General features: G+C 45.9%; 18 protein-coding genes and 1 pseudogene. 8 read left to right on the top strand and 11 right to left on the bottom strand.

Translation table 11 applies throughout. From position 1 onward, the window contains the following. Positions 1–11 precede the first annotated feature (11 nt). The 5 genes from EBI00_RS03895 (at position 12) to EBI00_RS03915 (ending at position 4,600) form a co-directional block, all read left to right on the top strand. A complete protein-coding gene (locus EBI00_RS03895) occupies positions 12–515 on the top strand; it encodes a TRAP transporter small permease (RefSeq protein WP_123094614.1) in 504 nt (167 codons plus the stop codon). Further along, positions 508–1,827 carry a TRAP transporter large permease gene (locus EBI00_RS03900; RefSeq protein ID WP_123094615.1) on the top strand — a complete coding sequence of 440 codons (1,320 nt, stop codon included), beginning with the start codon at positions 508–510 and terminating at the stop codon, positions 1,825–1,827. The genes EBI00_RS03895 and EBI00_RS03900 overlap by 8 nt, the downstream gene beginning before the upstream one ends. Positions 1,828–2,020: 193 nt before the next feature. Continuing rightward, positions 2,021–2,476 (top strand): MarR family winged helix-turn-helix transcriptional regulator, encoded by a 456-nt coding sequence (locus tag EBI00_RS03905; protein WP_241556941.1) that lies wholly within the window; start codon positions 2,021–2,023, stop codon positions 2,474–2,476. A 141-nt stretch (positions 2,477–2,617) separates the two neighbouring features. Continuing rightward, positions 2,618–3,607, top strand: coding sequence for a 2-hydroxyacid dehydrogenase (locus tag EBI00_RS03910; RefSeq protein WP_123094617.1), 990 nt, complete (start codon positions 2,618–2,620; stop codon positions 3,605–3,607). 132 nt (positions 3,608–3,739) lie between these two features. Then, positions 3,740–4,600: an inositol monophosphatase family protein gene (locus EBI00_RS03915; RefSeq protein WP_123094618.1), complete on the top strand. Its 861-nt coding sequence runs from the start codon at positions 3,740–3,742 to the stop codon at positions 4,598–4,600. Between the two features lie 39 nt (positions 4,601–4,639). Here EBI00_RS03915 and EBI00_RS03920 read toward each other — a convergent pair whose 3' ends face one another. Then, positions 4,640–5,539, bottom strand: coding sequence for a LysR family transcriptional regulator (locus EBI00_RS03920; RefSeq protein ID WP_123094619.1), 900 nt, complete (start codon positions 5,537–5,539; stop codon positions 4,640–4,642). Between the two features lie 154 nt (positions 5,540–5,693). Between EBI00_RS03920 and EBI00_RS03925 the strand changes: the two genes are divergently transcribed. Continuing rightward, on the top strand, positions 5,694–6,314 hold the full coding sequence (locus tag EBI00_RS03925) for a DsbA family protein (RefSeq protein ID WP_123094620.1): 621 nt from the start codon (positions 5,694–5,696) through the stop codon (positions 6,312–6,314). Between the two features lie 89 nt (positions 6,315–6,403). On the opposite strand, the pseudogene EBI00_RS03930 reads toward EBI00_RS03925, so the two are convergent. The 4 genes and pseudogenes from EBI00_RS03930 to EBI00_RS03945 form a co-directional block, all read right to left on the bottom strand. Beyond that, positions 6,404–6,520: pseudogene (locus tag EBI00_RS03930) on the bottom strand (TIGR00366 family protein); the annotation flags it as partial. 28 nt (positions 6,521–6,548) lie between these two features. Continuing rightward, positions 6,549–7,724, bottom strand: a complete 1,176-nt coding sequence (locus tag EBI00_RS03935; RefSeq protein WP_123094621.1) for an acetyl-CoA C-acetyltransferase — start codon at positions 7,722–7,724, stop codon at positions 6,549–6,551. An 85-nt stretch (positions 7,725–7,809) separates the two neighbouring features. Then, positions 7,810–8,472 (bottom strand): CoA transferase subunit B, encoded by a 663-nt coding sequence (locus tag EBI00_RS03940; RefSeq protein WP_123094622.1) that lies wholly within the window; start codon positions 8,470–8,472, stop codon positions 7,810–7,812. Between the two features lie 54 nt (positions 8,473–8,526). Next, entirely contained in the window at positions 8,527–9,231 is a 705-nt protein-coding gene (locus tag EBI00_RS03945; protein WP_123094623.1) for a CoA transferase subunit A, read from the bottom strand. Between the two features lie 125 nt (positions 9,232–9,356). On the opposite strand from EBI00_RS03945, the gene EBI00_RS03950 reads away from it, so the two are divergent. Then, positions 9,357–10,262 (top strand): LysR family transcriptional regulator, encoded by a 906-nt coding sequence (locus EBI00_RS03950; RefSeq protein ID WP_123094624.1) that lies wholly within the window; start codon positions 9,357–9,359, stop codon positions 10,260–10,262. On the opposite strand, the gene maiA is transcribed toward EBI00_RS03950, so the two are convergent. Genes maiA through hppD form a run of 4 tightly spaced genes read right to left on the bottom strand, consistent with a single transcriptional unit; the run spans position 10,259 to position 14,125 of the window. Continuing rightward, positions 10,259–10,900, bottom strand: a complete 642-nt coding sequence (gene maiA, locus EBI00_RS03955) for a maleylacetoacetate isomerase (protein ID WP_123094625.1) — start codon at positions 10,898–10,900, stop codon at positions 10,259–10,261. The two genes, EBI00_RS03950 and maiA, sit on opposite strands and share 4 nt — an antisense overlap. Then, on the bottom strand, positions 10,900–11,916 hold the full coding sequence (locus EBI00_RS03960) for a fumarylacetoacetate hydrolase family protein (RefSeq protein WP_123094626.1): 1,017 nt from the start codon (positions 11,914–11,916) through the stop codon (positions 10,900–10,902). The genes maiA and EBI00_RS03960 overlap by 1 nt, the downstream gene beginning before the upstream one ends. Positions 11,917–11,925: 9 nt before the next feature. Next, positions 11,926–13,059 (bottom strand): homogentisate 1,2-dioxygenase, encoded by a 1,134-nt coding sequence (locus tag EBI00_RS03965; protein WP_123094627.1) that lies wholly within the window; start codon positions 13,057–13,059, stop codon positions 11,926–11,928. Beyond that, positions 13,052–14,125, bottom strand: coding sequence for a 4-hydroxyphenylpyruvate dioxygenase (hppD, locus tag EBI00_RS03970; RefSeq protein WP_123094628.1), 1,074 nt, complete (start codon positions 14,123–14,125; stop codon positions 13,052–13,054). Before hppD ends, EBI00_RS03965 begins: the two co-directional genes overlap by 8 nt. A gap of 306 nt (positions 14,126–14,431) precedes the next feature. Between hppD and fdhA the strand changes: the two genes are divergently transcribed. Beyond that, positions 14,432–15,625 carry a formaldehyde dehydrogenase, glutathione-independent gene (fdhA, locus tag EBI00_RS03975; RefSeq protein WP_123094629.1) on the top strand — a complete coding sequence of 398 codons (1,194 nt, stop codon included), beginning with the start codon at positions 14,432–14,434 and terminating at the stop codon, positions 15,623–15,625. An 84-nt stretch (positions 15,626–15,709) separates the two neighbouring features. On the opposite strand, the gene EBI00_RS03980 is transcribed toward fdhA, so the two are convergent. Both EBI00_RS03980 and EBI00_RS03985 read right to left on the bottom strand, forming a co-directional pair. Continuing rightward, entirely contained in the window at positions 15,710–17,446 is a 1,737-nt protein-coding gene (locus EBI00_RS03980) for a ShlB/FhaC/HecB family hemolysin secretion/activation protein (RefSeq protein ID WP_123094630.1), read from the bottom strand. A 17-nt stretch (positions 17,447–17,463) separates the two neighbouring features. Beyond that, on the bottom strand, positions 17,464–25,863 hold the full coding sequence (locus tag EBI00_RS03985) for a beta strand repeat-containing protein (RefSeq protein WP_123094631.1): 8,400 nt from the start codon (positions 25,861–25,863) through the stop codon (positions 17,464–17,466). Between the last annotated feature and the right edge of the window lie 90 nt (positions 25,864–25,953).

A 25,953-nucleotide genomic window follows, 5' to 3' on the forward strand; every position in this document is an offset into this window, starting at 1 on the left:
GATGATTTAGCATGACAGTACTTTCTGGCGATATACAGCAATCTTATTTAGCTCGCATATCAAACTTATTTGCACTAACAGGTGGCTTTATTATGCTCGTGGTCGCGGCGGTTACCGTCGCGAGCATCATTGGCCGGACCACCATGGGCCAATCCGTTGAAGGGGATTATGAAATTACTGAAATGGGATTAGCCATGGCCATTTTTCTTTTTCTTCCTGAGTGCTATTTACGAAAAGGTCATGTGATTGTGGATTTATTCACCTCCCACTGCACACCAAACACCTTGCGTACTTTAGATTTTATTGGTGATGTCGTTTTCACCATCATTGCTTTTCTCTTTGCCTATCGCATGAGCATGAGTGGCTTTGAAGCAAAAGAATACATGGAACAGTCCATGTTACTTGGATTACCAACTTGGTGGACGTTTGTTGTGGGTGTGATTTCTATGGTTCTTTGCGGACTCTGTGGTCTATACAATATTTTCTCAACTTTCCGCGGAGGCAACCATGAGTAATATCGAATTGGCCTTTTTAATGATGGCCGTATTACTTGTCTTGATGAGTATTCGAATCCCCATTGCTTTGGCAATGCTAGTGTGTGGCGCCATAGGCTATTCATTAATTGGGGGCTTGCCTGCATTGTTAGAATACCTAGGCACAGCACCGGCATCTAAATTTTCTACCTACGACTTATCTGTTGTCCCCTTGTTCTTGCTGATGGGAGAGCTAGCGACTCGCTCAGGCATCACAGCAGAGCTGTTCCGAACTTGCAATACATGGATTGGACGACAGCGTGGCGGTATCGCCATGGCGGCCGTGGCTGGTTGCGCGGCGTTTGGTGCCATTTGTGGCTCTTCATTGGCAACCGCCTCCACCATGGGCAAAGTGGCTTTACCAGAAATGAAGCGCCTTAAATACTCAGGCAGCTTAGCGGCTGGGGCTTTGGCTGCAGGTGGTACCTTGGGCATCTTGATTCCACCCTCAATGGTACTGATCATTTTTGCGGTCTTAACCGAACAGAATATCTCTAAAATGTTCATAGCCGCTTTTATACCTGGGTTCCTTGCCGCCGCAGGGTATATTTTAGCCATCGCAGTTTATGTGCGAATTTACCCAAATTCTGGGCCTCGCGGAGAAAAAACCACTTGGTCTCAAAAAATTAAATCCACCAAAGATGTGTGGCACATTACGACCATTTTCTTGATCGTATTGGGTGGCATCTACATGGGGATTTTCACCCCAACTGAGGCCGCTTCGGTGGGCGTCGTCTTAACGGCAATACTTGCTTTTACACATGGAAAAATGCGAGCAAATGGCTTGCTGACATGCTTATTACGCACGGCCGTGTCTTCGGCCATGATCTTTTTCATCGTATTAGGTGCTGATCTCTTTAGTGTGTTTATCGCCCTATCAAGATTACCCGATTTAGGCGTTGAGCTGATTCAGAACTCGGGTTTATCGCCTTATACCATTTTGGTGTTGATGCTATTAACCTATTTAGTCATGGGATGTTTTTTAGACAGCTTGGCGATGATACTACTGACCATTCCTATCTATTTCCCTATCATCATGGTGATGGATTTTGGTATCCCACAAGCGGACTTAGGCATTTGGTTTGGTATCCTCGCGCTCATTGTTGTTGAAGTCGGGCTCATTACCCCACCCGTTGGCATGAACGTATTTATCATTAAATCGTTTGACGATACACTCAAATTAAAAGAGTGTTTTAAAGGCGTTATTCCATTCTTGATTTCTGACGTAGTGCGAGTCGCTCTATTGATTCTCTTCCCGAGTATCACATTAGGACTGGTACATCTGATTGGCTAATCATTCAAACATAAGATCATAAAACGGTACACATTACTGACACACTAACAACAAAGCGGGCATTAGCCTGCTTTGTTGTTTATAGATTATTTTTTGTATTTCTTTTTAGACATTTATTTAAATTGTTTAGCATTACACCAATAAGTATTTTTATATTACAATGTTTCTCTACCCAATAAAAAAAGAGACTCTAATGGCTGATGATTCAAATAAAACAGACCAAACTGTAGACTTTGGTGTGTTAAACCACCTTCTTGGCTATCGCTTACGCCGTGCTCAAATGAACTTCTTCAGCAAGTTCTCTGAAGTCTGTTCAGACTTGGGCATTAGCCCAGGCTTGTTCGCTATCATCGCGATAGTTGAACGTAACCCTGGATTGACTCAAACTGCTGTGGCACAAGCGCTTGGAAATGACAGATCCGCTATGGTTGCAGCGGTCGATAAATTGGAAAAAATGGACATTTTAGAACGCCGCCCAGCGATCAATGATCGCCGTTCTTACGCTCTCTTTATGACCCAACAAGGAAAGGCTTTTTTCCAAACTCTCAACGAACGTGTTATGGAACATGAAAAAATCATGGCAAGCCGCTTAAAAAATGATGAAGAGCTAGAATGGTTATTAAATACCTTAGACGTGCTGTCTCAATGACCGGACAGCACTAAGATAGACTGCTTTCTATGTATTACATCTTGTCTTATATCAAGGTTTGTCAACCAAACCAAAGCGTTTAATGGGTTTTTAGGCTATAAATACCCTATTATTTAAAGCCATTTATAGGACGTAATCGATATGAAAGTCGCTGTTTTTTCCTGCAAACCCTACGATAAAAGGACACTTGCAGCCCACACAGACAACACGCTATTGTCCATGACCTATTTTGAAAGCCGTTTAAGCATGGAAACTATCAGCTTAGTACAAGGCTTTGACGCCGTGTCTTGCTTTGTCAACGACGACGTTAACGCCGAGGTCATTACATGCTTAAAACAACAAGGCGTCCAAACCATCGCCTTACGCTGCGCAGGCTTTAATAACGTCGACCTAGAAGCCGCCAAAGCCGAAGGCATCAAGGTGTTTCACGTACCAGATTACAGCCCAACCTCCGTAGCAGAACATGCCGTCGCGCTCATCATGACGTTAAACCGCAAAACCCACAGAGCTTATCACCGAGTTAAAGAAGGCAACTTTGCCCTTGAAGGACTAATGGGTTTTAATTTAGAAGGAAAAACAGTTGGTTGTATTGGCACAGGCCGCATCGGTTCAGCGTTTTGTCGCATCATGAAAGGCTTTGGTTGTGAGGTTCTCTGTTATGACCTATACCCATCTCAAGACCTTATCGACCAGGGCTGCCAATACATTGCGTTAGATGAGCTTTACCAAAGAAGCGACATCATCAGCTTGCACTGCCCACTAAACCCCTCTACCCATCATTTAATCGGCAAAGACAGCCTTAATAAAATGAAAGACGGCGTGATGATCATCAACACCAGCCGCGGCGCATTAGTCCACGCGCAAGAAGCCATCGACGCCCTGTACACGGGCAAAATTGGCTACCTCGGCCTAGATGTTTATGAGCAAGAAAACAAAATCTTCTTTGAAGACATGTCTTCCCACATCATCCAAGACAGCGTCTTCCAGCTCATGCTCACCTTTCCGAACGTCGTTGTTACGGGCCACCAAGGCTACTTCACCGACGAAGCCCTTAACCACATTGCCGAAACCACCGTCGATAACCTACTGCACCACCAAAGTGACAGCAGCGGTGCAAGGCAATTAGCATAAGCCTGTTATTCTTACCCTTAAGAAACGAGTTAACAAAAACACCACAGGATAATCAAGATTCGATAAACCATTCGTCACTCCTATCACGTATAATGCAATAACCTTGGAGAATGCAAACAGGAGTGACGAAAGGTGAACCTCGATAAAGCAACGCAAGAAAGACTGATCAATATCGTCCGTCAAGCAGGCCAAGAGATCGTCATGCCTAATTTTCGTCAATTGAACGCGGCCGATGTCGAAACCAAAAGCTGCCTCACCGACCTTGTCACCATGGCCGACAAAGCCAGTGAAGCCTTTATTACAGACGAAATCCAGCAGGCGTTTCCTGATTGGGACATCGTCGGTGAAGAAGCCGTAGCGGAAGACCCTTCTACCACAGATAAAATAGCCACCGCTGACACCTGTGTCATCATCGACCCTATCGACGGCACATGGAACTACGCCCATGGCTCGCCTGAGTTCGGCCTGATACTCGCCGTGGTGGTAAAAGGCGTCACACGTTTCGGCTTACTATACGACCCAGTCAACGACGATTGGATTTATGCCAATCGAGGCGAAGGGGCGTTTTTCCAACGTACCGCTATGAGTGAAAAAGGCAAGCATCAAACGCCCGCACAAGCGCCTTTGCCCTTAAAAATACACTCAGACGCAGAGCTTAACCTCGACAAACTTTTCGGCATTATGTCTGTCAACTCTTATACTGGTCAGAAAAAACAAGACTTCGCCCTAAAAGCTTCTCGCTTTGTGCGCATCAATAACTTGCCCTCTTGCCCAGCGTATCGCCAAATCGCCCAAGGTCACTTTCACTTCAGCCTCACTTACAAAATGCTACCGTGGGACCACGCCGCTGGCGTACTGATTTACACCGAAGCGGGCGGCATCTGCCGAACACTCGACGGCCAAGAATACCGCCCAACCATGCTAGACGGCGAAATGCTCGCCGCTCAGTCAGAAGAGCAATGGCAAGCACTGGCGGAGTATTTTAGGAAATAGACTGAACGGAAACTCTATTTCGCATCGTTACTTTTGTTCTCACCAAGGATGCTTGGCAAAGTAGCTTTCTAGATGATCAATCAAGGCGCGTACATTGGGCGAAAGGTGTTTTCGAGACGAGTACAGTGCGTAGATAATCAGGTCTTTGGGTTTCCACTCAGGCAAGACATGGCACAAGCTACCGTCGTTAATGTAGCGATTGGCTAAATAAGTCGGTTGCAAACAAATCCCCATGCCGTTAAGTGTGGCGTGTAACAGTGCCGTGGCTTCGTTGATGCTTAAACGACAATCCAAAGAAACGGATTCAAATTGATCATGCTGGGATAGATGCCAGATGTGACGTTCTAAGTTTTTGTAACCCAAGCAATCGTGGTGTATTAAGTCTTGTGGATGCTGAATGTCACCTATGGTTTGGCGAGAGGTTTCAAGGTAAGCCGGAGACGCCACCAGCACAGATTCACACACGGCAATGGGTTTACCAATTAAAGAAGGATCTGGGTTCGAGGCAATGCGTATGGCGAGGTCGATGCTTTTTTCGGTTAAATCTGCTGTGCTATCTTCTAGATCGATATCAATGTGGACTTTGGGATGTTTCTGCATGAAATTTTGAATGGCAGGCATCAGTTGAGAAAAACCAAACGACATGCTGGTGGTGATTCGCACTAAGCCAGACAATTCTTCATTGCTATTGGCGAGTGAGGTGATCTTGTCGGCTTGCTCCAACCAAAGCTCGACGTCTTTTAAACAGGCTTCGCCCGCGCTGGTGAGGGATATTTTTCGTGTCGTGCGGTGCAACAAACGAATCTTCAACCAGTCTTCCATGGCTTCTATATAGCGCGTGACCATTGGACGCGACATATTCAAGCGGTCTGCCGTGCGGGAAAAACTCCGCGACTGCGCAACGTCGATAAAGACTTTTGCTGCTATCACTCTGTCCATAATTCTACTCACCCACTTGCACGATATAAGAAACAATCATGCTCATTTTTGTGTATTTTTCCAAGCACGTCAATTCTCTACTATTGACGCTATATAAAGAACTGAGATTACTTTTCAGCAAACAGCAATACATGACTTAATAAGGTGAAATGACATGGTAAGGGTACACTACTTTTTCGACCCCATGTGCGGTTGGTGCTACGGCGCGTCTCCTCTGGTAGAGGTGCTAGCCAATACGCCTGAATTCGAGATTATTTACCACCCGGGTGGAATGATTCCAAAGCGTGCCATTGACGCGTCTTTTAGGCAGCATATTTTGCAAGCAGATAGCCAAATTGCCGCCATGACGAACATGCACTTTGGTGAAGCTTATAAGGCAAGAGTGTCAGGTGCAGGTGATTATGTGGTGGATTCTTACTCGACAACACGCGCTTTTTTCGTTGGCCAAGAAATGGGCATCGAAGCACATAAGATGCTAGCCGCTCTTCAAGTCGCCCATTATCAAGATGGCAAACATTTGGATGAATGGGATACGTTAGCAGAGCTTGCTGTCTCAATGGGGTTAGACGAAGCCACATGGAACGAAAAAATAGCGGCCTCTGAAGCCAATATGATCGACCAAGTACAGGAAAGCCATCGATTAATGGACAAATGGCAAGTCAGGGGTTACCCAACGTTTATCATAGAAAAAAATAGTAAGTTCATCTGGCTAGAGCACAGCAAGTACTATGGCAAAACACCAGAGTGGAAAAACTATTTAGCGACCGTTATCTGATTCCTTCAACGAACAAAAAGCCACTATTCCGTTTTCCCGAATAGTGGCTTTTTGTTTGTCTCATATAAAACCCTTGAATTAATATTTCCTTAAAAAATCAACAGGCCAAGTGAGATAATCACGCCAGAACCGATCAAGGCCATCAAGCAATAACCCATCACGTCTTTTGCACCCAGCCCAGCAATCGCTAAGGCTGGCAATGCCCACTGGTTTCCAACAGGAAGTAGCTTCGTTCTAACGCGACACCAGCATGGCCACGCCCATACCGCCACCAATACACAAGGTCGCTAGGCCTTTTTTCAGGTCTTGGCGCTGCATTTCATGCACTAGAGTCACCAGAATTCGACAGCCAGAAGCGCCGATGGGATGACCCAATGCAACGGCACCACCGTTGACGTTGACCTTGCTGATATCTAAGCCGAGCTCTTTATTGACGCACATAGCCTGCACCGCAAACGCTTCATTGGCTTCGATCAAGTCCAAGCCCGTCACCTGCCAATTGGCTTTACTTAATACTTTTTGCGTCGCTGCAATTGGCCCTGTTCCCATGATCTCGGGATCAACACCTGCTCCGCTGGCCGCTTCAATGACCGCTAAGATAGGCAGCCCTAGACGCGTCGCTTCCTCGTCGGAGGTAACAACGACCATGGCGGCACCATCGTTTAACGTGGAGGCATTGCCCGCCGTGACTGTGCCTTCTTTGGCAAAAGCGGGGCGGAGTTTGGCTAGGGATTCTGTACTGGTATCAGGACGAATTTGCTCATCGGCATTAACCATAAGCGGCTCGCCTTTGCGCTGAGGTATTGAAATAGGAAGAATCTCTTCAACAAAACGACCCGCAGCCTGAGCTTGCGCCGCTTTTTGCTGAGAGTTTGCCGCAAAGGCGTCTTGCTCTGCACGGCTGATATCCCAACGCTGGGCGATATTTTCCGCCGTTTGGCCCATGTGATAATCGTTAAAGGCATCCCATAGGCCGTCTGTTACCATGGAGTCTAATAGCTCCCAGTTGCCCATTTTTTTGCCTGAGCGACTGTTGGGTAAGACATGCGCCGCTTGGCTCATGCTTTCTTGTCCACCCGCCACGACCATCTTAGCGTCGCCATTCAGCACAGCTTGGGCGGCCAGTTGCACCGCTTTTAACCCCGAACCACAGACCTTGTTAATCGTCATGGCGGATACATGGTTTGGTAGTCCAGCGTGAATCGCGGTTTGACGAGCTGGGTTTTGACCACAACCCGCTGCCAACACTTGACCTAAAATCACTTCTTCAATGTGGTCTTTCAAAATAGGTTGTTTGGCTAATATGCCAGACAAAAGCTGCGTGCCTAATTGCACCGCACTCAATGTAGATAAAGCGCCATTAAACGCACCTATGGGGGTTCTAGCAGCAGCAACAATAACGGCTTTCATAACTGGGTTCCTATATTTGTTGTTTTTTTAAATCGTGTTTTTTTTGAATGCTGGGTTTTTCGATGTTTTTAAACAGAGTCTTTTGTCACTGGGCAAAGACCATTTCCGGCACATGATCCGGCACGATAAGCTTGCCTTGCGTTTTGGCAATAATATCTTCTACCGAAACACCCGGTGCTCTTTCTTTCAGGACAAAAGCACCGTCTTCGATTTCCAACCAAGCCAAATCTGTTAAAACCTTTTTGATACAACCTTTGCCCGTAAGTGGCAAAGAGCAATTAGACAAGAGTTTGGATTCGCCATCTTTCGAGGCATGCGTCATGGTAACGATGATATTCTCAGCACCCGCGACCAAATCCATCGCGCCGCCCATGCCTTTGATCAGCTTGTTAGGAATCATCCACGAGGCAATATTGCCGTTCACGTCGACTTCAAACGCACCCAACACCGTTAAATCCACGTGACCACCACGGATCATGGCAAAAGATTCTGCGGAGGAAAAAATCGATGCGCCTTTAACTGTGGTCACGGTTTGTTTGCCCGCATTGATCATGTCCGCATCAATGGTGTCTTCCGTGGGGAACTCGCCCATACCAAGCAAGCCATTTTCCGATTGCAGCATAACGTCCATGTTCTTAGGCACGTAATTGGCAACCAAGGTCGGAATACCGATACCCAGGTTCACGTAAAAACCATCTTGTAATTCTTGGGCGACACGCTGCGCCATTTGTTCTCTTGTCAGTGACATAAGAAACCTCTTTTTTTAATCTGTTGTCTTGCTCTGTTGTTTTGCTCTTTTATTTTAGTAAGCGGCTTTAACGGTTCTTTTCTCGATGAGTTTTTCAAAAGTACCCAACACAACTCGATCCACATAAATGCCCGGTGTATGGATATGAGCAGGATCGAGCTCGCCCACTTCGACAATTTCTTCTACTTCTACCACGGTGATTTTGCCGGCGGTTGCGGCGAGAGGATTAAAGTTTTGCGCGGTATGACGGTAAATGACGTTTCCGTAACGGTCGGCTTTCCAGCCTTTCACGATGGCAAAATCACCAACAATGGCTTCCTCCAACAAGTATTCACGGCCATTGAACACTTTAGTTTCTTTGCCTTCTGCGACCGGTGTGCCGACGCCAGTGGCCGTATAAAAAGCCGGAATACCCGCGCCACCAGCGCGCATCTTCTCCGCCAGTGTACCTTGAGGCGTGAGTTCAACTTCCAGCTCGCCGTTCAATAATTGTTTTTCGAACAAGGCGTTCTCGCCCACATAAGACGACACCATTTTGTTGATTTGCTTGTCTTCCAACAGAATGCCCAAACCAAACCCATCTACGCCGCAGTTATTCGACACAACCGTGAGCCCTTTGGTGCCTCTGCGTTTGATTTCGGCTATGAGGTTTTCTGGTATGCCACACAGGCCAAAACCACCTGCTAGCACCGTCATCCCATCTTCTAATCCAACCATGGCGTCTTCAAAAGAAGCGACGACTTTGTCAAAACCAGCCATTCTTGTTCTCCTATCTTGTTATTTTTAAATAATGGATTAATGACAACCAGTTTGACCTATAGCGATAATTTAATTAAATTTGTTCTTTCTATTTATTAATAACTTATACTAATGAATGGGTGTTCATGAATATTAAACAGGTTCGTGCCTTTTTGGCCGTTGCCCAGACAATGAGTTTTGCCAGCGCGGCGACCCAGTTGCATCTTTCACAACCTGCGTTGAGCTTATCGATCAAGAGTCTGGAAGATAATTTAGGCGGGAAATTGCTCACGCGCACCACGCGGCACATTGCATTAACCCCCGAGGGGGAAGCTTTGGTGCCCATCGCTCGGCGATTACTGGCCCAGTGGGAAAACGCCGAAGATGAAATGAAGCAACGCTTTGCGTTGCAATTGGGCAAAATCGCCATTGCTTCCATGCCCTCTTTTGCCGCGTCTTTATTGCCAAAAGCGATTCGTAACTATCATGTGTCCTACCCAAATATTCAGGTGGCTATTCACGATGTGTTATCGGATGTCGTGGTGGAAATGGTGCGTAATAATCAGGTGGAATTGGGCATTTCTTTTGAGCCAACGAATTTGCTAGAACTGTCGTTTTATCCCCTCTACGAAGACAGGTTTATTGCTATTTTGCCGAAAAATCACCCGCTAGAAACACAGCAAACGATTTCCTGGAAGGCACTTTTGGAATACGATTTTATTACCCTGCAACGACCTTCTAGTGTGCGCACCATGATAGAAAGCACTTTAAGTAATGCGGGTATTGAACTTAATGTGGCGTTTGATGCTCACCAATTAGCCACGGTTGGCCGCATGGTGAGCGAAGGCATGGGGGTTGCTGTCGTACCCGCATTATGTCGTCAGCAAACCGAAGAACAAGGAGCGGTTTGCCGCCCCGTGATAGAGCCGGAAATTAGTCGCCGTGTGGGGGTGATATGCCAACCCAGATCCAACTTGTCTATCGCCGCAGCGGCCATGTTGGACGTCTTGATTGACACTTACGCCAACACCCACTTGGATAGCCAAACCTAGAGGTTGGCGTCGGCTTGTTGTTCAGGCGCGGCTTTCTGAAAAGCATCCAGTTGTTGACATTGCAAGTAAATACGCTGAATCAGCGGATAGTCTGACATGTCTAACTGAAAGCGCAGTGCGTTGTAAACTTGAGGCACTAAACACACATCGGCTAGAGTCACTTGGTCTTGGTAACAATACCGCCCAGACGTTTGGGCCAGTTTTTGTTCCAGTGACTGGAAGCCCACATGCAACCAATGATGAATCCAAGCGAGCTTTTGCTCTTCACTGATCGCCAAAGGTCCAGTCAAATATTGCAATACTCTTAGATTATTCAAAGGATGCAGATCCGCTGCTATATCTAACGCCAAAGCCCGAACGATGGCTCTGCTTTCCAATTCACTGGGCAAAAGCGGCATATCTGGGTGCTTTTCGTCCAAATATTCCACGATTGCCAAGGATTGATTAACGCTAACGTCATCGTCAACCAAGGTCGGAACCAGCTCACTTGGATTCAATTGACGATAAGCCGCACTGTGCTGCTCACCGCCATGCTGAACAAGATGCACTGGAATGTGTTCGACACTCAGCTGCTTCCACTGCAAGGCGATTCTGACTCGATAGGCCGCAGACGATCGCCAATAGCCGTATAACTTCATTACGACTTGTACTCAATGACTTGCTGATCAATGGCACCAAACAGGCTTTGCCCTTGCTCATCCAACACTTCCATGCGAATGGTGTCACCAAACTGCATAAACTGAGTAACCGGTTTTCCGTCACGAATGGTTTCTATCATGCGGATTTCAGCGATACAGCTGTAACCTACGCCACCCTCTTCTACAGTAGAACCGTGCTCGGTTCCTTGTTTGTTAGACACGGTGCCAGAACCAATCACGGCCCCTGCGCCTAAACGACGGGTTTTTGCCGCGTGAGCAATCAACTGGCCAAAGTTAAAAGTCATGTCCACACCCGCGTTGGGTTTACCAAACAACTTACCGTTGTAGGTCGACAGCAATGGCAAATGCAACTTACCCTCTTGCCAATGGTCACCCAGTTCTTCTGGAGTGACAGCGACCGGGCTGAAGCTAGACGAAGGTTTAGACTGGAAGAAACCAAAGCCTTTCGCCAATTCGTTAGGGATCAAGCCGCGCAGTGACACATCGTTCACCAGCATCACCAAACGTATTTTGTTTAAGGCGTCTTCTGGCGTAATCGCCATAGGCACATCGTCAGTAATGACTGCGATCTCGCCTTCAAAATCAATCCCGTAGTCAGTGCTGGACGCGACGATAGCATCACGAGGGCCGATAAAGTCGTCCGAGCCACCTTGATACATCAAGGGGTCCGTCCAAAAACTGGGCGGCATTTCAGAATGACGCGCCTTACGAACCAATTCAACATGGTTCACATAAGCGCTGCCGTCAGCCCATTGGTAAGCCCGAGGCAAGGGCGATTCGCATTGCGCTTGATCAAAGGCTTGTTCGCCGTCCACCGTGTCACGATTTAACGCGTCATAGACGGCCTCAGCTTTAGGCGATAAGTCCGCCCAGTTATCCAACAATTGCTGCATGGTAAAGGCAATCTCAGGAACAGCAACACAGCGACTTAAGTCTCGACTCACAACGACTAATTGACCATCACGGCGAGCATTTTTTAATGTGGCTAATTTCATCACAGTTCCTTAAGGCTTGGCTTTCCAGCTGTTAACGTAATCGGCATTTTCCGTGGTAAAGGCCGCTTCAGAAATCTCTAGTGCATCACGGGTGTCCAACATGACAGCGACTTCGTCAGTGAATTTTTTCTTATATTCACGCCCGGCCGCAAACGCTTTGGGGTGAGGCCCATGCGTAAAACCCGCGGGATGAAAGGTGACCATGCCTTTTTCGATATTGTCACGGCTGAAAAAATCACCCGCGTGGTAAAACAACACTTCATCGTAGTCCACATTGTCATGATAAAATGGCACTTTTAACGCACCGGGATCGCTTTCGATAGGACGTGGCACAAAAGTACACACCACAAAACGTTGTGCCACAAAAGTGCTGTGCGCAGACGGTGGCAAATGGTATCTGTGGCTCATCAAAGGACGAATATCACGCCAATTAATGCGCATCACCGTCAAATCCCCATGCCAACCCACAGCGTCTAGTGGATTGTAAGGGTAAGTGATGGTGGAAACCTGACCGTGGCGTTTTACTTCTACCTGCCAGCTTTGCTCTGAATACTGTGCTTGGAACGCCTCGTTGATTTTTGGCGTGTCCAGCATCGCAGGGTCAAAAATCGCGTGGTTGCCCACTAAACCTTTGTCCGGCAGTTGGTAACTGTCGTTGGTGGCTTCGATCATCAGAATCGTCATATCAGACTTAGGTTCAAGTCGCCACATGGTTGAACGCGGAATCACCACGTAATCACCATCGCGAATTTCTAAATGACCGTAATCACAGAACAAATCGGCGCTGCCCTCGTGGATAAACAGCAGCTCGTCGCCATCGGCATTGCGCGCCAAGCGCTCCATACGATCACTGATTCGCCAAGTGCGCATCTTACAATGGGCATTGAATAGCAGGTTAGGCACAGACCAAGGTGAATGACCTGCGTTATCGGTTAGGTTATTAAAGTCAAACAGACGGGGGCGCAATGGCCCCTGCCAATCTGTCCAACCCGTCGGGGCATGTCGATGATGAAAATGCGTCGCTGGTCCAAAAAAACCACTGCGGCCGGCTTCTCGCTCATAAATCGCGCTATCCGGAAAGTCCGCGTGGGCTTGACGAGACACATCTCCTTCTTTTAACGGAAATGACGTCCATTTACGCATTTTCAAACACTCCGCGTTGTACTTGATCTTCTTCGATAGACTCAAACAAGGCTTTAAAATTGCCCTCGCCAAAGCCTTCGTTGCCTTTACGCTGAATGATTTCGAAGAAAACTGGACCAATTACGGTTTTGGTAAAGATTTGCAACAGAATGCCGTCTTTCATTGGCGCACCGTCAATCAGAATGCGCAATTCACGCAATAGATCTAAATCTTCTTCATGGCCTTCTACACGCTCGTTTACCTTACTGTAATAGGTGTCCGGCGTTGGCATGAAGTCCATACCACGGCTGCGTAGAACGCGAACCGTTTCGTAAATATTATCGGTTGATAAAGCGATGTGCTGAATGCCTTCGCCCTTGTATTCGCGGATAAATTCTTCGATTTGGGATTTGTCGTCAGAAGATTCGTTAATGGGAATACGAATCTTGCCGCAGGGGGCTGTCATGGCTTTCGACACCAAGCCAGTTAGTTTGCCTTCAATGTCAAAGTAGCGAATTTCACGGAAGTTACCGATCTGCTCATAAAACCCTGACCACAGATTCATGTTACCGCGCATCACATTGTGCGTCAGGTGATCCAATACTTCCAACCCGACACTCTGTTCTGCCATGAGAGCTTCCCAGTTGTCGTAGTATTTGAAATCAACATCATAGACAGAACGAGCACCGTAACGATCAACAAAGTACAACAAACTGCTACCAATGCCGTATACCGCTGGAATATTCAACTCCATAGGCCCAACCTGATTCTGGTAGGCTTTTGCACCGTTCGCTAACGCATGCTCAAACGCGTGTGCAGCGTCTTTCACTCTAAACGCCATCGCGCAAACACTAGGGCCATGCTCACGAGCAAAGGCTTCCGCTTGCGAATTTGGCTCAGCATTGACGATAAAATTAATATCACCTTGTTTAAATAACCAAGCTTCTTTAGACCTGTGCTTGGCGACTTCTGTAAAGCCAAGAGACACAAAAAGCTGTTTTAAATTTTCGATGCCTTCTTTGTTTGCCGCTGTGTATTCAACAAACTCAAAACCATCCGTACCCAGTGGATTAATTGTATCTAGCATTTATCATTCTCCTGTTTTCTCACTCTTTGTATGAGCGAGCTGTACTCCCACCCTTGGTTAAAGCGGGATTAAATGTACATATTGTTATTTTTGAAGGATGTCCAGTGTGACTCAAGCCAATAATTTAATTAAATTTGTTTTTTCTATTTATTGATAAGAATTTCAAATATATAAAACGAACATACTAAACACGCCTGTCGCTTTCAACACGCTTTTATGTCGTACAAAGACCCATTGTTTTTGTGTCTGGTGACAGAATAACCAAACATACGCAAAAACAAAAACAACAGCAAAAAGGATGTGGTTATGAGTACTCATGCAAATCGCGGTGTTATTTACCAAGGTAATGGCACGGTTAAAGTCGACGCTATCCCCTTTCCTGAGTTGGCCATTGGCAAGCGCCGATGCGATCACGGTGTGATCTTAAAAGTGGTCACGACGAATATTTGTGGCAGTGATCAACACATGGTACGGGGTCGTACGACGGCGCCAACGGGGTTGGTGTTGGGTCATGAGATCACCGGCGAAGTCATTGAATGTGGCCGCGATGTCGAATTCATTAAGGTAGGTGATTTGGTGTCTGTGCCGTTTAACATCGCTTGCGGTCGTTGCCGTAACTGTAAAGAAGGCAAAACGGGGATTTGTCTAAATGTTAACCCTGCTCGCCCCGGTGCGGCTTATGGTTATGTGGATATGGGCGGTTGGGTTGGCGGACAAGCCGACTATGTGATGGTACCTTACGCGGATTTCAATTTACTTAAATTCCCCGATGCCGATCAAGCCCGCGAAAAAATCCAAAGCCTCACGCTGCTATCTGATATTTTCCCAACGGGTTTTCATGGCTGCGTGACCGCAGGTGTGGGTCCTGGCTCTACCGTGTATATCGCAGGCGCAGGCCCTGTTGGTTTGGCCGCGGCGGCTTCTGCGCATTTGCTGGGTGCCGCCTGCGTGATTGTCGGCGATATGATCGAAGATCGACTCAATCAAGCCCGTTCTTTTGGCTGTGAAACCATCGATCTAAAACAAGATGGCGATATTCAAGATAAGATCGAAGCGATTCTTGGGGATAGAGAAGTCGATGCTTTTGTGGATTGTGTGGGGTTTGAAGCCCATGCTTGTGGTTGTAATCACCATCAAGAATCCCCTGCTGTGGTACTAAATTCGGCCATGACGATGACTCGCGCTGGCGGGCAAATTGGTATTCCGGGTCTGTATGTCACAGAAGATCCAGGTGCCACTGACGATGCCGCCAAACAAGGCAGCTTAAGCATGCGTTTTGGTCTTGGCTGGGCGAAATCTCACTCCCTGCATACAGGACAATGTCCCGTGATGAAATATCATCGCGCCCTAATGCAAGCCATCTTGTTTGATAAAATCGACATCGCAAAAGCGGTGAATGTGCAGATGATCTCACTGGATCAAGCCCCACAAGGCTATGCGGATTTTGATGGCGGTGCCGCGAAGAAATTCGTTATCGACCCTCACAGAATGGTGAGTTAATCCTACCCTTACTTTTCTTGCTAAAAAAACTCGTCAACGTTATGTTGACGAGTTTTTTTATAGACTGACTAATTAAGGCTATTTTTACTGAACTAAACCATTTGTTAATGTAGATCCATCAATCGGGGCTGGCTTACTACCGCCAAAACGATACGTCAAAGACCCGAGAACACGCGGTTTCGCGTTTTCATAGATATCTGAGACAGGTGCTCCACCCTCTGTTCTCCACGCCGCAAAGACATCCGCACTCCAGTCGCCTCTAACATACTTCAAGCCAACACCGCCGCCCGCTAAATCGCGTGTTTCGTTAGTCAAGGACTGAGTCGGTTTTGCGTACGTATTTACTCTACCTGCATCATAGAATACGTAAGGGGTGTATTCATTAATACTGTAACGTAACTCTACCTGAGTAAAGTAGCCCTCATCGCCACCACCATTCACACCGGCTTCTCCTGAAGGATAAGCTCGCACAGCATTCGATCCTCCTAGATACAGATCTTCAGAGGAATCGAGGTTTTGGCTCGCTTTTTGGATGCTTCCTTTAATAAACATACTGAACCCCGCGGGTAACGACTGGATACGCGCAATGTCCAACGTCGTTTTCATAAACCCTCCCTTCGTATTGGCGGTATCCTGATCATAATTAAGATCACCAAAACCAAGCGTGAGCGCTCCGTAGGTTATGCCTCCTTCTAAAAATTGATCGCGAGTATCAAATGCTAAAGACAAAGGAATACTGTTTATCGATTTTGTTAATTTATTATTGGAAGCTTGATAGAAATCCATCAACTCTTTACGTTCAAAGCTTGCTTTTGCATTGATGTTAGTCAGTTGTGAGCGAACCAATGGGTAACTTAAGCCCAAGCTATAAATATTTGAACGACCAATAGCATCTAATGATGAATATTCTTTTCCGAGGCTATATCGGGTTTGACTGTATGCAGCGTTCCCTCTTAACCCATTAGGCATAACAGCAAAACTATAACCCAAATTACCAAATACCATTGCCTCGTCTGTAAACATCACTCGCGCAGTCAACTCATCACCAAAATTGAACATGTGTGCTTTTTTAACACCTGACTGCACACGGTTATAACCAGTGTAGCGGCTGCCTTGATTATCAATCGTGACGTCCCCAAACATTTGCTGCTCAGGAATTAAAAGCACATTCAGATTGGCTGTGCCTGTTCTATCGCCAGGGCTAATAGAAGGCAATGCTTTGTAACCAGGAATATCATTCATGATCAATGAAATGCGCTCAAGCTTACTGGACTCAATGACTTCATTAGGCATAACAGTTGATAAATACGCTTGAGCTTGCGCTTGGATATCTTGAGTGGCTCTAGCCGTAGCGCGACCATATTTACCTTCCAACACATCAATCCGCAACTCTCCATTTTTCATACTCTGAGCTGGTATATAAGCTCTCGCAAATGGATAACCGCGATCTCGGTAAAACTGGCTAATTGTATTGGCTAAATTGCGATAACCAGCGAGGTCATAGGACTTCTCTAAAATATCCCCCAAGCCGACTAATATTGCTTCCTCAGTAAATACTGAAGTACCTGTAATTTGCAGCTTTTTCAACACAGCTTGCGGACCACCGCTCGCAGCCTCGGTTAATGCGTTGCCGTCGAATTGAATGGTAAAATCAGACGGAACAGGTGCGATTAACCCTTGCTGTGTTTGCTGTATCAATGTGCCTGAGTTAGTCGGTGGTAAAGACTCCGCACTAGATGCTACTGAAACAGTCGTCAAGAAAACCGCAACGGATAAATTCAAAGGCGTTGTTATACTTTTTTTGAGTAATACTCTTTTCATAAAATCTAACCTTAATCCTAATTGTCAGCCGTTGATGGATCAACAGACTCTACAGTGTTGTCAGTTTCATCTGAGGAAGTCGTCTCTACTGTATTATCAACCTCTGTAGGCGTCGCTGGTTCCACAGCCGTTGACTCAACAGGTGAGGCGGCTTCAACAGGTACGGCAGTGTCTGTTGGTGCTGCGGTTTCTATTGGTGCTGCGGTTTCTACAGGGGTTACAGCAGCGACCGTATTAACACCACCATCTACTATGAATACTTGGTTATCGAAACTGGCTCCGCTATTAACCTGCGACAATAAAATACCGTCTACTGCGGCTTCGCCTTGCGCTCCTGAACTGACCGAAGTAGTCGACCCAGTTGACTCAATCGCAACCACTTGCATTCCCCCAACAGCAACCACAGGGGCATTACCCAAGTTTGGCTGAGGAATCACGACCGGCGCAGGTGGCGCTACGGGGATGGTCACCACAGGTGTATTATTTGGGTTTATGTCTGCGGTTGTGGTCATTTTGCTAGCCGGCGCGGTTAAACCACCCAGAGCATCTTTAACCATAACAATGTAGTTAGCCGCATCAATACCAGCGACGGTTAAACCGTTAAGGGTAACTGTTTTATCCATACCCACCATCTCATCCGAGAAAGTAGCATCAGTAAAAGTCAGAATGACATTTTCATTGCCAACCACACCATTAACGACTAATGGTTTATTGCTGTCATTGAGTTCTCTTAGATTAACGTCTTCCGCTGCTATCGTTAACGTCGTGGTCGTGTCTGTTGTGGCGTCGAATATCTTATCTTTCGTCGTTGCAACAGCGACAAGCGGACGGGCATTGATTTTCGCATCACCGGTTGCGGTAATAGGCAAGTTGTAATTCGATTTTAACGTGGCACCTACCGCATCAAAATCATTTGCAACCAATCTGGTAGTCACACTGCTGGCATCAGCGACATCTTTATCGTTATAGCTTCCTGTTGCTTTAGTGACGGTGAAGCTTTCATCGCCTACCAAGTTCGCTATGCTATAGTTACTGCTAGTTAGCGCGGCATTTGTACTACCGTCATACACTTTTGTTGGCGTATTGATAATAGAAGCCGTGAGCGTTCTCGCGGTAATACTACCTGAACCTGTTGCCGTCACTGGCATGGTGTAGTTACTAGCAAGAGTCGAGCCCACTACAGCGAAATCATTTGCTAATAAACTCGTGGTAACGCTGCTGACATCTGCGACATCTTTATCGTCATAAGTCCCTGTTTCTTTTCTCACAGTGAAGCCCTCGCCATCAACCAAGTTCGCTATGCTGAAATTGCCATTGGTCAGTGTCGCATCGGTATTACCATCGTACACTTTAGTTGGCGTATCAATAATCGAAGCAGTGAGCGTTCTGGCAGTAATACTCCCCTTCCCTGTGGCCGTCACTGGCATGGTGTAGTTGCTAGCAAGCGTTGAGCCAACCTGAGTAAAGTCTCCAGTGGTTAAAGCGGTCGTCACACTGCTGGCATCAAGCACATCTTTATCGTTGTAAGTGCCTGTTGATTTACTGACGGTGAAGCTATCTCCATCCACTAAATTCGTAATACTGAAATTAGCATTAGTCAATGTCGCATCCGTATTGCCGTCATAGACTTTGGTCGGTGTACCCGTAATCGAAGCGGTTAAGGTGCGTTGAGTAATATTCGCAGAACCCGTTGCCGTAGTCGGTAATACATAGTTAGAAGCTGACGTTCCATCGACTTCATCGAAATCATTCGATGCCAAACTGGTTGTAACGCTATTGGCATTAACAACATCTTTAGAATTATAGGTCCCCGTTTTTTTGGTAACAGTAAGACTTTCACTACCAATAAAACCACTTAAATTAAAATTATTATTAGTCAACGCTGCCGCTGTATTACCATCATAAACCTTGGTCTGATTGGCTAAACTAACCGTTAGGTCTTTACGTGAAATGGTGTACTTCAAGTTTTCTGAATTTACAACCTTGTAACCCAGTTCAGATGCGCCGGTATAAGTCCCAGTTCTTGCAATATTATACTCGCCGGCATTTAAGATTTTTTGATCTTCAACGGCATTTTTCCAAACTAGTTGGTCTGTAAACTGCGATTTATCACCATTCACAATCCCTGTAAACGAGGCCGAAGTAGAACTAGGTGCCAATTCAAGGCCGTCGTATACCTTCTCAAAACTAAAACCAATGGTTAACGTGGGTCGCTCACGGTAAATAGCGTAATTACCCGTGCCTAAAGCGGCCGTGTAATTGGTATTTGTTTCGTCACCTAAAGCGACCGTGTAATTGGTTTTTGTTTCGTCACTGTTGTATCGGTAACGACCGTTACCAAAATTATACGAACCACTGTCTTCGATACTGCCAGTGTAGACGGTTGCTCGCCCCCCAACTCCTGTAGACAAAGTACTACTTTTGAGTAGAACATTACCGCCTGTTGCAGTGCCTACTGCTGTGTCTAAGCCTGCATTCAGTGTGATAGCGTCATTGTCTACTGAAGCAGTAGTAATGTTGTTATTGACCGTTAAATCGCCTGCTTTAGTTGTGATTTTCACTTTACCAGTCGCAGACACACCATTGATAGAAGACAGGCTACCCACATTCAAGGCATTGTCTGTCGTCACGTCCAATGAGCCTACGTTTGTTGCGGCTAAGGTTCCAGCAACAAAGCTCTCATCCGACCCTGTACCAATATTGCCAGAAACTGTGTAATTAGTAGTGAGATAACTCGATCCTTTAAGCAACAAACTACCGGCTTTTAAACCATCTAAAATAAAAGCGCCACCGTCCATTTGTCCAATGGTTACTTGACCTGTTGCCGAATAATTAAAAAGACTACTTAATCCGCTTCCACCGTCTGTCAAATTAGATCCGATTCCACCGACAATACTAAAGTTATTGAACGTTGCCTTTTCTGTGGAGTAATCTCTAAAGAATATACGGCCATTATCGGCTGCAAAGTCCGTTGCCCCCTTATTACCACTGGTGTCTATTGCAAAGGAGTTGGCTGAATCGTTATTAATCAGCTTGCCACCTAAAATGAGGACATCCCCAGCCTTCACGTTAGGGGTATCCTTAGTTTGGCCTGATACAAATCCAGTATAGGTATCAATCGACACATCAGTGGCCAACACTATTTCAGAGCCATCTAGCCTAATATTGGCCTGATTAGATTGTAGATTACCATTAAGGGTAATAGTGGACCCTGTATAGAGTTGCTCACTGGTTGTACTATAAGAACCGGTATTTCTAGTCGTGGTAACGGCTGGTAGCGTTATTTTTCCAGAGGAATACCCAGTAGCCGTAGTCGAAGTATTAACAGCTATCGAACCTGCGCTAAATGTGCCTGTGGTTGAGGCGGGGTACAAATTAACGTCGCCACCATCACCTATAGTAGAACTGGTATCGAAATCATATTTTTGACCTGAACTGCCTGATAAACTGTAACCAGAGAAGGTGATATTACCTGACGCATTCGTATCTATTAACACGTTAGTTGCATTCGTTGAAGAGGTCGATTCCCCACCGCTTAACGCTACCTTTCCTTTTGCAACGAAATCACCATTGATCGCAAAACTTGCACCCGTTAATGAAATCGAACCATCTTGCTCAGTCGTTACTCCAGAGCCAATAAACGATAGTCCCGTTAGGTACGAACCTACACTACCTGCACTATTAGTGGCATTCATGTCTGTGGTGATATTTCCACCTGAGCCGTCACTTGAGCTTGAATCAAGCGTTAAAGTCGCTAACACATCACTGTTCGAAGACAGGTCAACACCTATATTAGAACTTGAGCTTCGCAATATAATATTGCCTGAACTTCCTGTTGACGCGTTGTTACTAGCATCGTCTGCATTGCTATCAATGCGTGAAGTACTGGCAAGTTTAAACGTATTACTGGTTAGCGCTATGTCTCCGCCATTGGTATTCACATCGCCATTTAAAGTAATACTCTTAGTAATTGAAGATAAGTTGAAATAACCGGAACCACCATAAATGTTGTTCACCTGAATGTCTTTATTGTAGGCGTACAGGTCAAAATTACGGTTGAATCCAGATAAATCGACACTGCTACTCGCCGCCTCGACACTGCTACTCGCCGCCTCTAAAGTAATCAGGCCATTGCCGGTATCTGAATAATTAAGATTTTCAGTGACAGAGCTATTGTCAAACAAATCAATCGCGACAGTATGCGCTCTTGCCGTGTTATCCGTGTTTGAGTAATTAACTTTAATGGTTTTAAAGTGCTCAGCAGACAGTTCATTAATCGCAATATCGCCGCTTTCATTATTAATTGTCAGTACGTTATTACCCACATTGGCTTCGCCAACTTCTCCGCCTTTGGCGACTTTAAGGGTATAGCCGCCACCACCGATTGAGGCTTTATTGGTGTCATGATTATTATTTGCCACCGTCAGGTTTAAATTGCCAACGGTAACCGTTGGTGTCAATTTAGATTCATCTGATAATATGGTTGCTGGAATAGTATCACCAACATTCTGAATATGGTCGACTGAATAAGCCAGAATCTTTCTACCATAGTAAGAGGTTAAAGACAGTGTGGCCGCACCAATATCAACCGCATTATCTGCCATGATAATGTCTCGCGCTTCAGTGGTTGAAAATCCCGTCTTTAAGCTAACGTTTTTATTATCCGTTTTAATACCCGACAACTTATTCTCGTCATCAATAGTATGAATGATAGTCTGCGCAGCCGCGTTAGTTTCTATATTGAAGAAGTCACCATTGGTAGACAAAATGTGATGATTACCAACCGTTGTGTTACCCCCCGCTGACGAGAAATTGAGGCTATTGTAATCACTATTACGCAACCAGGTTGAACCGCCAGAGTTATTGATATTTAGCGTATTCGCCGTCACCTCGAGCGCATTTCCCCAGACGTCATCACCACTGGTTTTCACTCCAATATCTAAAGCATTGAGAGTCAGCGTGCCATTTGGTAAGTAAACTTCTTTGTTTGTAAAATCACTGGGTGCCGTGCCTGAACTGTAATCTAATGCAGCATTGTCTGCTTTTATCTCGCCGTACGTCGATCCAGATAGTGCGGTTAAGGTTAAATTCAGCCCTGTTCCATTTAGAAGTGCGTTATCAGAAGAATTAACAGACGTAGATCCTCCAGTGGCAGCAATCGCGCCACTCGCCAAGGTAATGTTAGGCGCTTTAATAGTAATGCTTTTATAAGTGGTTTGATCTACAAAGCCGCCCTTTGCAATGCTAAACAGGCCATTCCCATCCGTTGTTGCTAACAGCCTATGTGATCCATCGCTATTAAATTCTATCCGTTGTGTGGTGTTTTTAGTACTGACATCTGTTGTTAAGTTTAAAGCCGAGAAATTAGAGCTTTCGCTTCCATTAGCAAACTTAATATATGAGTGGCCGACAGTATTGGTAATATTAATGGTTCCATTATTACTAGAGAATAATACTGGAGAATCTGCAGAACCTATATTCTCAGCACTCGTCACATTTACCGTTGCAGATGAAGAGTTCGTGCTAATTTTGGTAGAGTCTTTACTTGCGCCAGTAATTGAACCGCCAGCCTCGAGTGTCACAGAAACGGGGACAGTCCCTATGGGTTCATTATTTGCGGTTCCTGAACGAAGGCGATTGGTTTCCGTCTCATTGTTGTAACCTGAAGAGCTGGCGGTAGAATTTATCGAGTAAGATTTACCAGTGGCATCACCAGTAGGCAATTGTATGTCTTCTGTGACTTTCACGACTAATGAACCGGAATCTACATTGACTTGGCTACCGGTCTTCATGATGAAGTTATCAGCCGTTGCGGTGACAGCATCATGATATGTTGAGTTTGAATACACATTCGATAGGCCGTTTGTACCCGATATTAAAGCAACACTACCCACATAAAAGTTACCTTTATTCGTAGTAATGCTTCCACCAGAACCTAGTGTCACATCACCGCCACCAGTCTTGTAACTGTTCGCTGTTAAAACGACATTGAGGCGTTGTTTTTCTGAACTAATCGCGCTGTTGATAGTGATATTGCTTGTTGACTCAACGGTAAGCGTGGTGTCCGTTGTAATATCAACCGGCTTTTCTTCTGTTCCGCCGACAACAGTTACTTTGGTAATGACATCATTGATCGTGATGCCACCAAAATCGGCGCTAGTAATCGCTGCATCAGTTAAATCTTTAAGTGTATTCTGGGTTGCGAGCTTTTCACTCAACGTTACTTTATCAGCACTGGCGATCAGCTTGTAATCACCTGTTTTTAACGCATCAGATATGGTTTGCCCAGTAATATCACCACCGGTTTCGGCCACGACGGTATCAAACGTCGAAACAGGCGTTTTCCAGATCCCTTTGGCCGTGTTACCAGCCGTTGTGACGTTAGCACTGGTATTTAGAAACACAGATTGACCATTGGTGATAATCGTACCGCCTGTTCCATTGGTCGTGCTGGCGTTTAACACGCCCTCTAGACTGATAAAATCCGCTGCCGTTGAAGCATCTTTTGCTAGAGTAATAGACCCGCCATTAGCCGTTGTACTGCTGGCGTCTAAAGTACCCTTCTGAGTGATGTTGGTACCATACAAGGTAATGCTTGCTGGAGAGGTAAGGGTTTTACCACTCTCTACGGTGATGTCCTTCGCAGACGTAAGCGTTAAAGCACCGCCCGCGGTTAGATCTTCAGATACGCTAATGTCACCTTCTACAGTCGAAACACTTAATGCCCCAGACGTGATCATAGAGCCTAACTGAGAGGTCTCTGTCGTTATATCAGCTGCGCCTACTAGTTCTTTTGCACTGACAAACTCAACACTTCCAGTATTGGCAGTTAGTGTTCCAATAGAGTTACCTTCATCTGTCAGAGTATGCGTGCCACCCGCACCAAGTAGATTCAAGTCTTGCCCACCGGTAATGGCTCCGGTTTGGGTCACTGTGCCCGTTGACTGTAAAGTCAATGCGTCGTTAAACGCGGTGGCACCAATGGTAATATTGCCTGATTGACTGGGATCACCAATCACAATGCTAGAGAAACCATCCGCAATTTTTGAGACAAAATCAGCAGAAAGTAGTTGAAGTGTGTCCACTGCAGTATTGTCAATCGTTTCCACAATACTAATCGCGTCGCTGGCTGCATCGCTCGTAATGTTCAATGTACCCGTGCCAGAAATAGCTTTGCCATCGGCTACCGAAAGTTCACCCACTTTTAACGTCAGATTATTCGCACCAGCGGCTAGATTATTACTGACTGACAAAGCACCACTAGTTTGCAGTATTGCTACGTCTTTAAAGGTTGTGTCTGCGCCAATTTCAATACCACCAGTATGACCGACACCACCGATAGTGATATTTGCAAACCCGTCGGCAAAATCCGTACTAATGTTTGTAGTCGTTAATTGCAGAGCATCGGCTGTTGCGCCACCTACATCAATAAGTTTATCAACTTTTTTAGTGGTTATTTGCAAGTTGCCTGAGCCAGCCACTGTTTTTCCATCCGCTATCGTTAAAGCGTCGGTATTGAATGTGATGTTACCAACACCAGTGGCGATATTTTCATTGATGGTTAACGAGTCAGACGTCAGGCTCAAAGCACCTGTCGTGGTAATAGCACCAGTGGTTTGTGCGGAACCATTTACCAACGCCACACTACCAGTATTAGCGGTTAGATTACCAATGGCATTACCTGCATTAGTCAGGGTATGCATGCCACCTGCGCCAAGTAAATTTAAATCCTGATCACCTGTAATGGCACCCGTTTGGGTGACTGCGCCAGAAGTTTGTAATGTTAGTGCATTGTCTAGAGCAATAGCAGCAAGAGTAATGTTGCCTGATTGGCTCGCACTACCTATTACAACCTCCGAGAAACCTTCGGCAAAGTCAGTATTAATATTGTCAGCAGTAAGTTGCAAATCTCCTGCTGCTCCACCGATACCTATGGTTTTGCTGTCAGTATTAGAAGCGACCGTCAGTACACCTGTACCTGAAATGGTTTGATCAGCAGCGATTGAAAGAGTGTCCACCTTTAACGTCAGATTGTTCGCACCAGCCGCTAGATTATGGTCAACAGATAAGGCTCCACTGGTTTGCATTGTAACAGCGGCGGCCAAGGTAGAAACTTCTACAATATTAATGTCACCTGTTTGATCTGCTCCACCAATAACAACGTCAGAGAAGCCATTTGCAATTTTGCTACCAAAATCCGCTGCATTTAATTGCAGAGCATTAACGTTGGAACCGCCAAAATCAATCGCTTTACTGTCTGTTTCAGACGCAACCGTTAGCACACCTTTACCAGAAATGGTTTTATCATCTGCTATAGTGAGCTGGCCTACTTTTAGCGTTAGGTTATTCCCATCGGCCACCAAATTATTGTTTACCGACAAGACTCCACTGGTTTGCAGTGTTGTTGCATCGTTCAAAGCGGTTGCGCCAACATCAATGTTGCCGGATTGACTCTCACCGCCAATGGTAATGCCAGAGAAACCATCGGCAAAATCCGCCGTAGAGAC

Origin of the sequence: Marinomonas hwangdonensis (assembly GCF_003721245.1) — a bacterium.
Lineage (GTDB): Bacteria > Pseudomonadota > Gammaproteobacteria > Pseudomonadales > Marinomonadaceae > Marinomonas > Marinomonas hwangdonensis.

Bases quoted from the DNA above. Each gene is read 5' to 3' on its own strand.
- EBI00_RS03935 (WP_123094621.1), bottom strand. From the start codon at position 7,724: ATGAAAGCCGTTATTGTTGCTGCTGCTAGAACCCCCATAGGTGCGTTT.
- fdhA (WP_123094629.1), top strand. From the start codon at position 14,432: ATGAGTACTCATGCAAATCGCGGTGTTATTTACCAAGGTAATGGCACG.
- EBI00_RS03940 (WP_123094622.1), bottom strand. From the start codon at position 8,472: ATGTCACTGACAAGAGAACAAATGGCGCAGCGTGTCGCCCAAGAATTA.
- EBI00_RS03905 (WP_241556941.1), top strand. From the start codon at position 2,021: ATGGCTGATGATTCAAATAAAACAGACCAAACTGTAGACTTTGGTGTG.
- EBI00_RS03925 (WP_123094620.1), top strand. From the start codon at position 5,694: ATGGTAAGGGTACACTACTTTTTCGACCCCATGTGCGGTTGGTGCTAC.
- EBI00_RS03965 (WP_123094627.1), bottom strand. From the start codon at position 13,059: ATGCGTAAATGGACGTCATTTCCGTTAAAAGAAGGAGATGTGTCTCGT.
- EBI00_RS03910 (WP_123094617.1), top strand. From the start codon at position 2,618: ATGAAAGTCGCTGTTTTTTCCTGCAAACCCTACGATAAAAGGACACTT.
- EBI00_RS03895 (WP_123094614.1), top strand. From the start codon at position 12: ATGACAGTACTTTCTGGCGATATACAGCAATCTTATTTAGCTCGCATA.
- hppD (WP_123094628.1), bottom strand. From the start codon at position 14,125: ATGCTAGATACAATTAATCCACTGGGTACGGATGGTTTTGAGTTTGTT.
- EBI00_RS03945 (WP_123094623.1), bottom strand. From the start codon at position 9,231: ATGGCTGGTTTTGACAAAGTCGTCGCTTCTTTTGAAGACGCCATGGTT.
- EBI00_RS03950 (WP_123094624.1), top strand. From the start codon at position 9,357: ATGAATATTAAACAGGTTCGTGCCTTTTTGGCCGTTGCCCAGACAATG.
- EBI00_RS03920 (WP_123094619.1), bottom strand. From the start codon at position 5,539: ATGGACAGAGTGATAGCAGCAAAAGTCTTTATCGACGTTGCGCAGTCG.
- EBI00_RS03960 (WP_123094626.1), bottom strand. From the start codon at position 11,916: ATGAAATTAGCCACATTAAAAAATGCTCGCCGTGATGGTCAATTAGTC.
- EBI00_RS03980 (WP_123094630.1), bottom strand. From the start codon at position 17,446: ATGAAAAGAGTATTACTCAAAAAAAGTATAACAACGCCTTTGAATTTA.
- EBI00_RS03900 (WP_123094615.1), top strand. From the start codon at position 508: ATGAGTAATATCGAATTGGCCTTTTTAATGATGGCCGTATTACTTGTC.
- maiA (WP_123094625.1), bottom strand. From the start codon at position 10,900: ATGAAGTTATACGGCTATTGGCGATCGTCTGCGGCCTATCGAGTCAGA.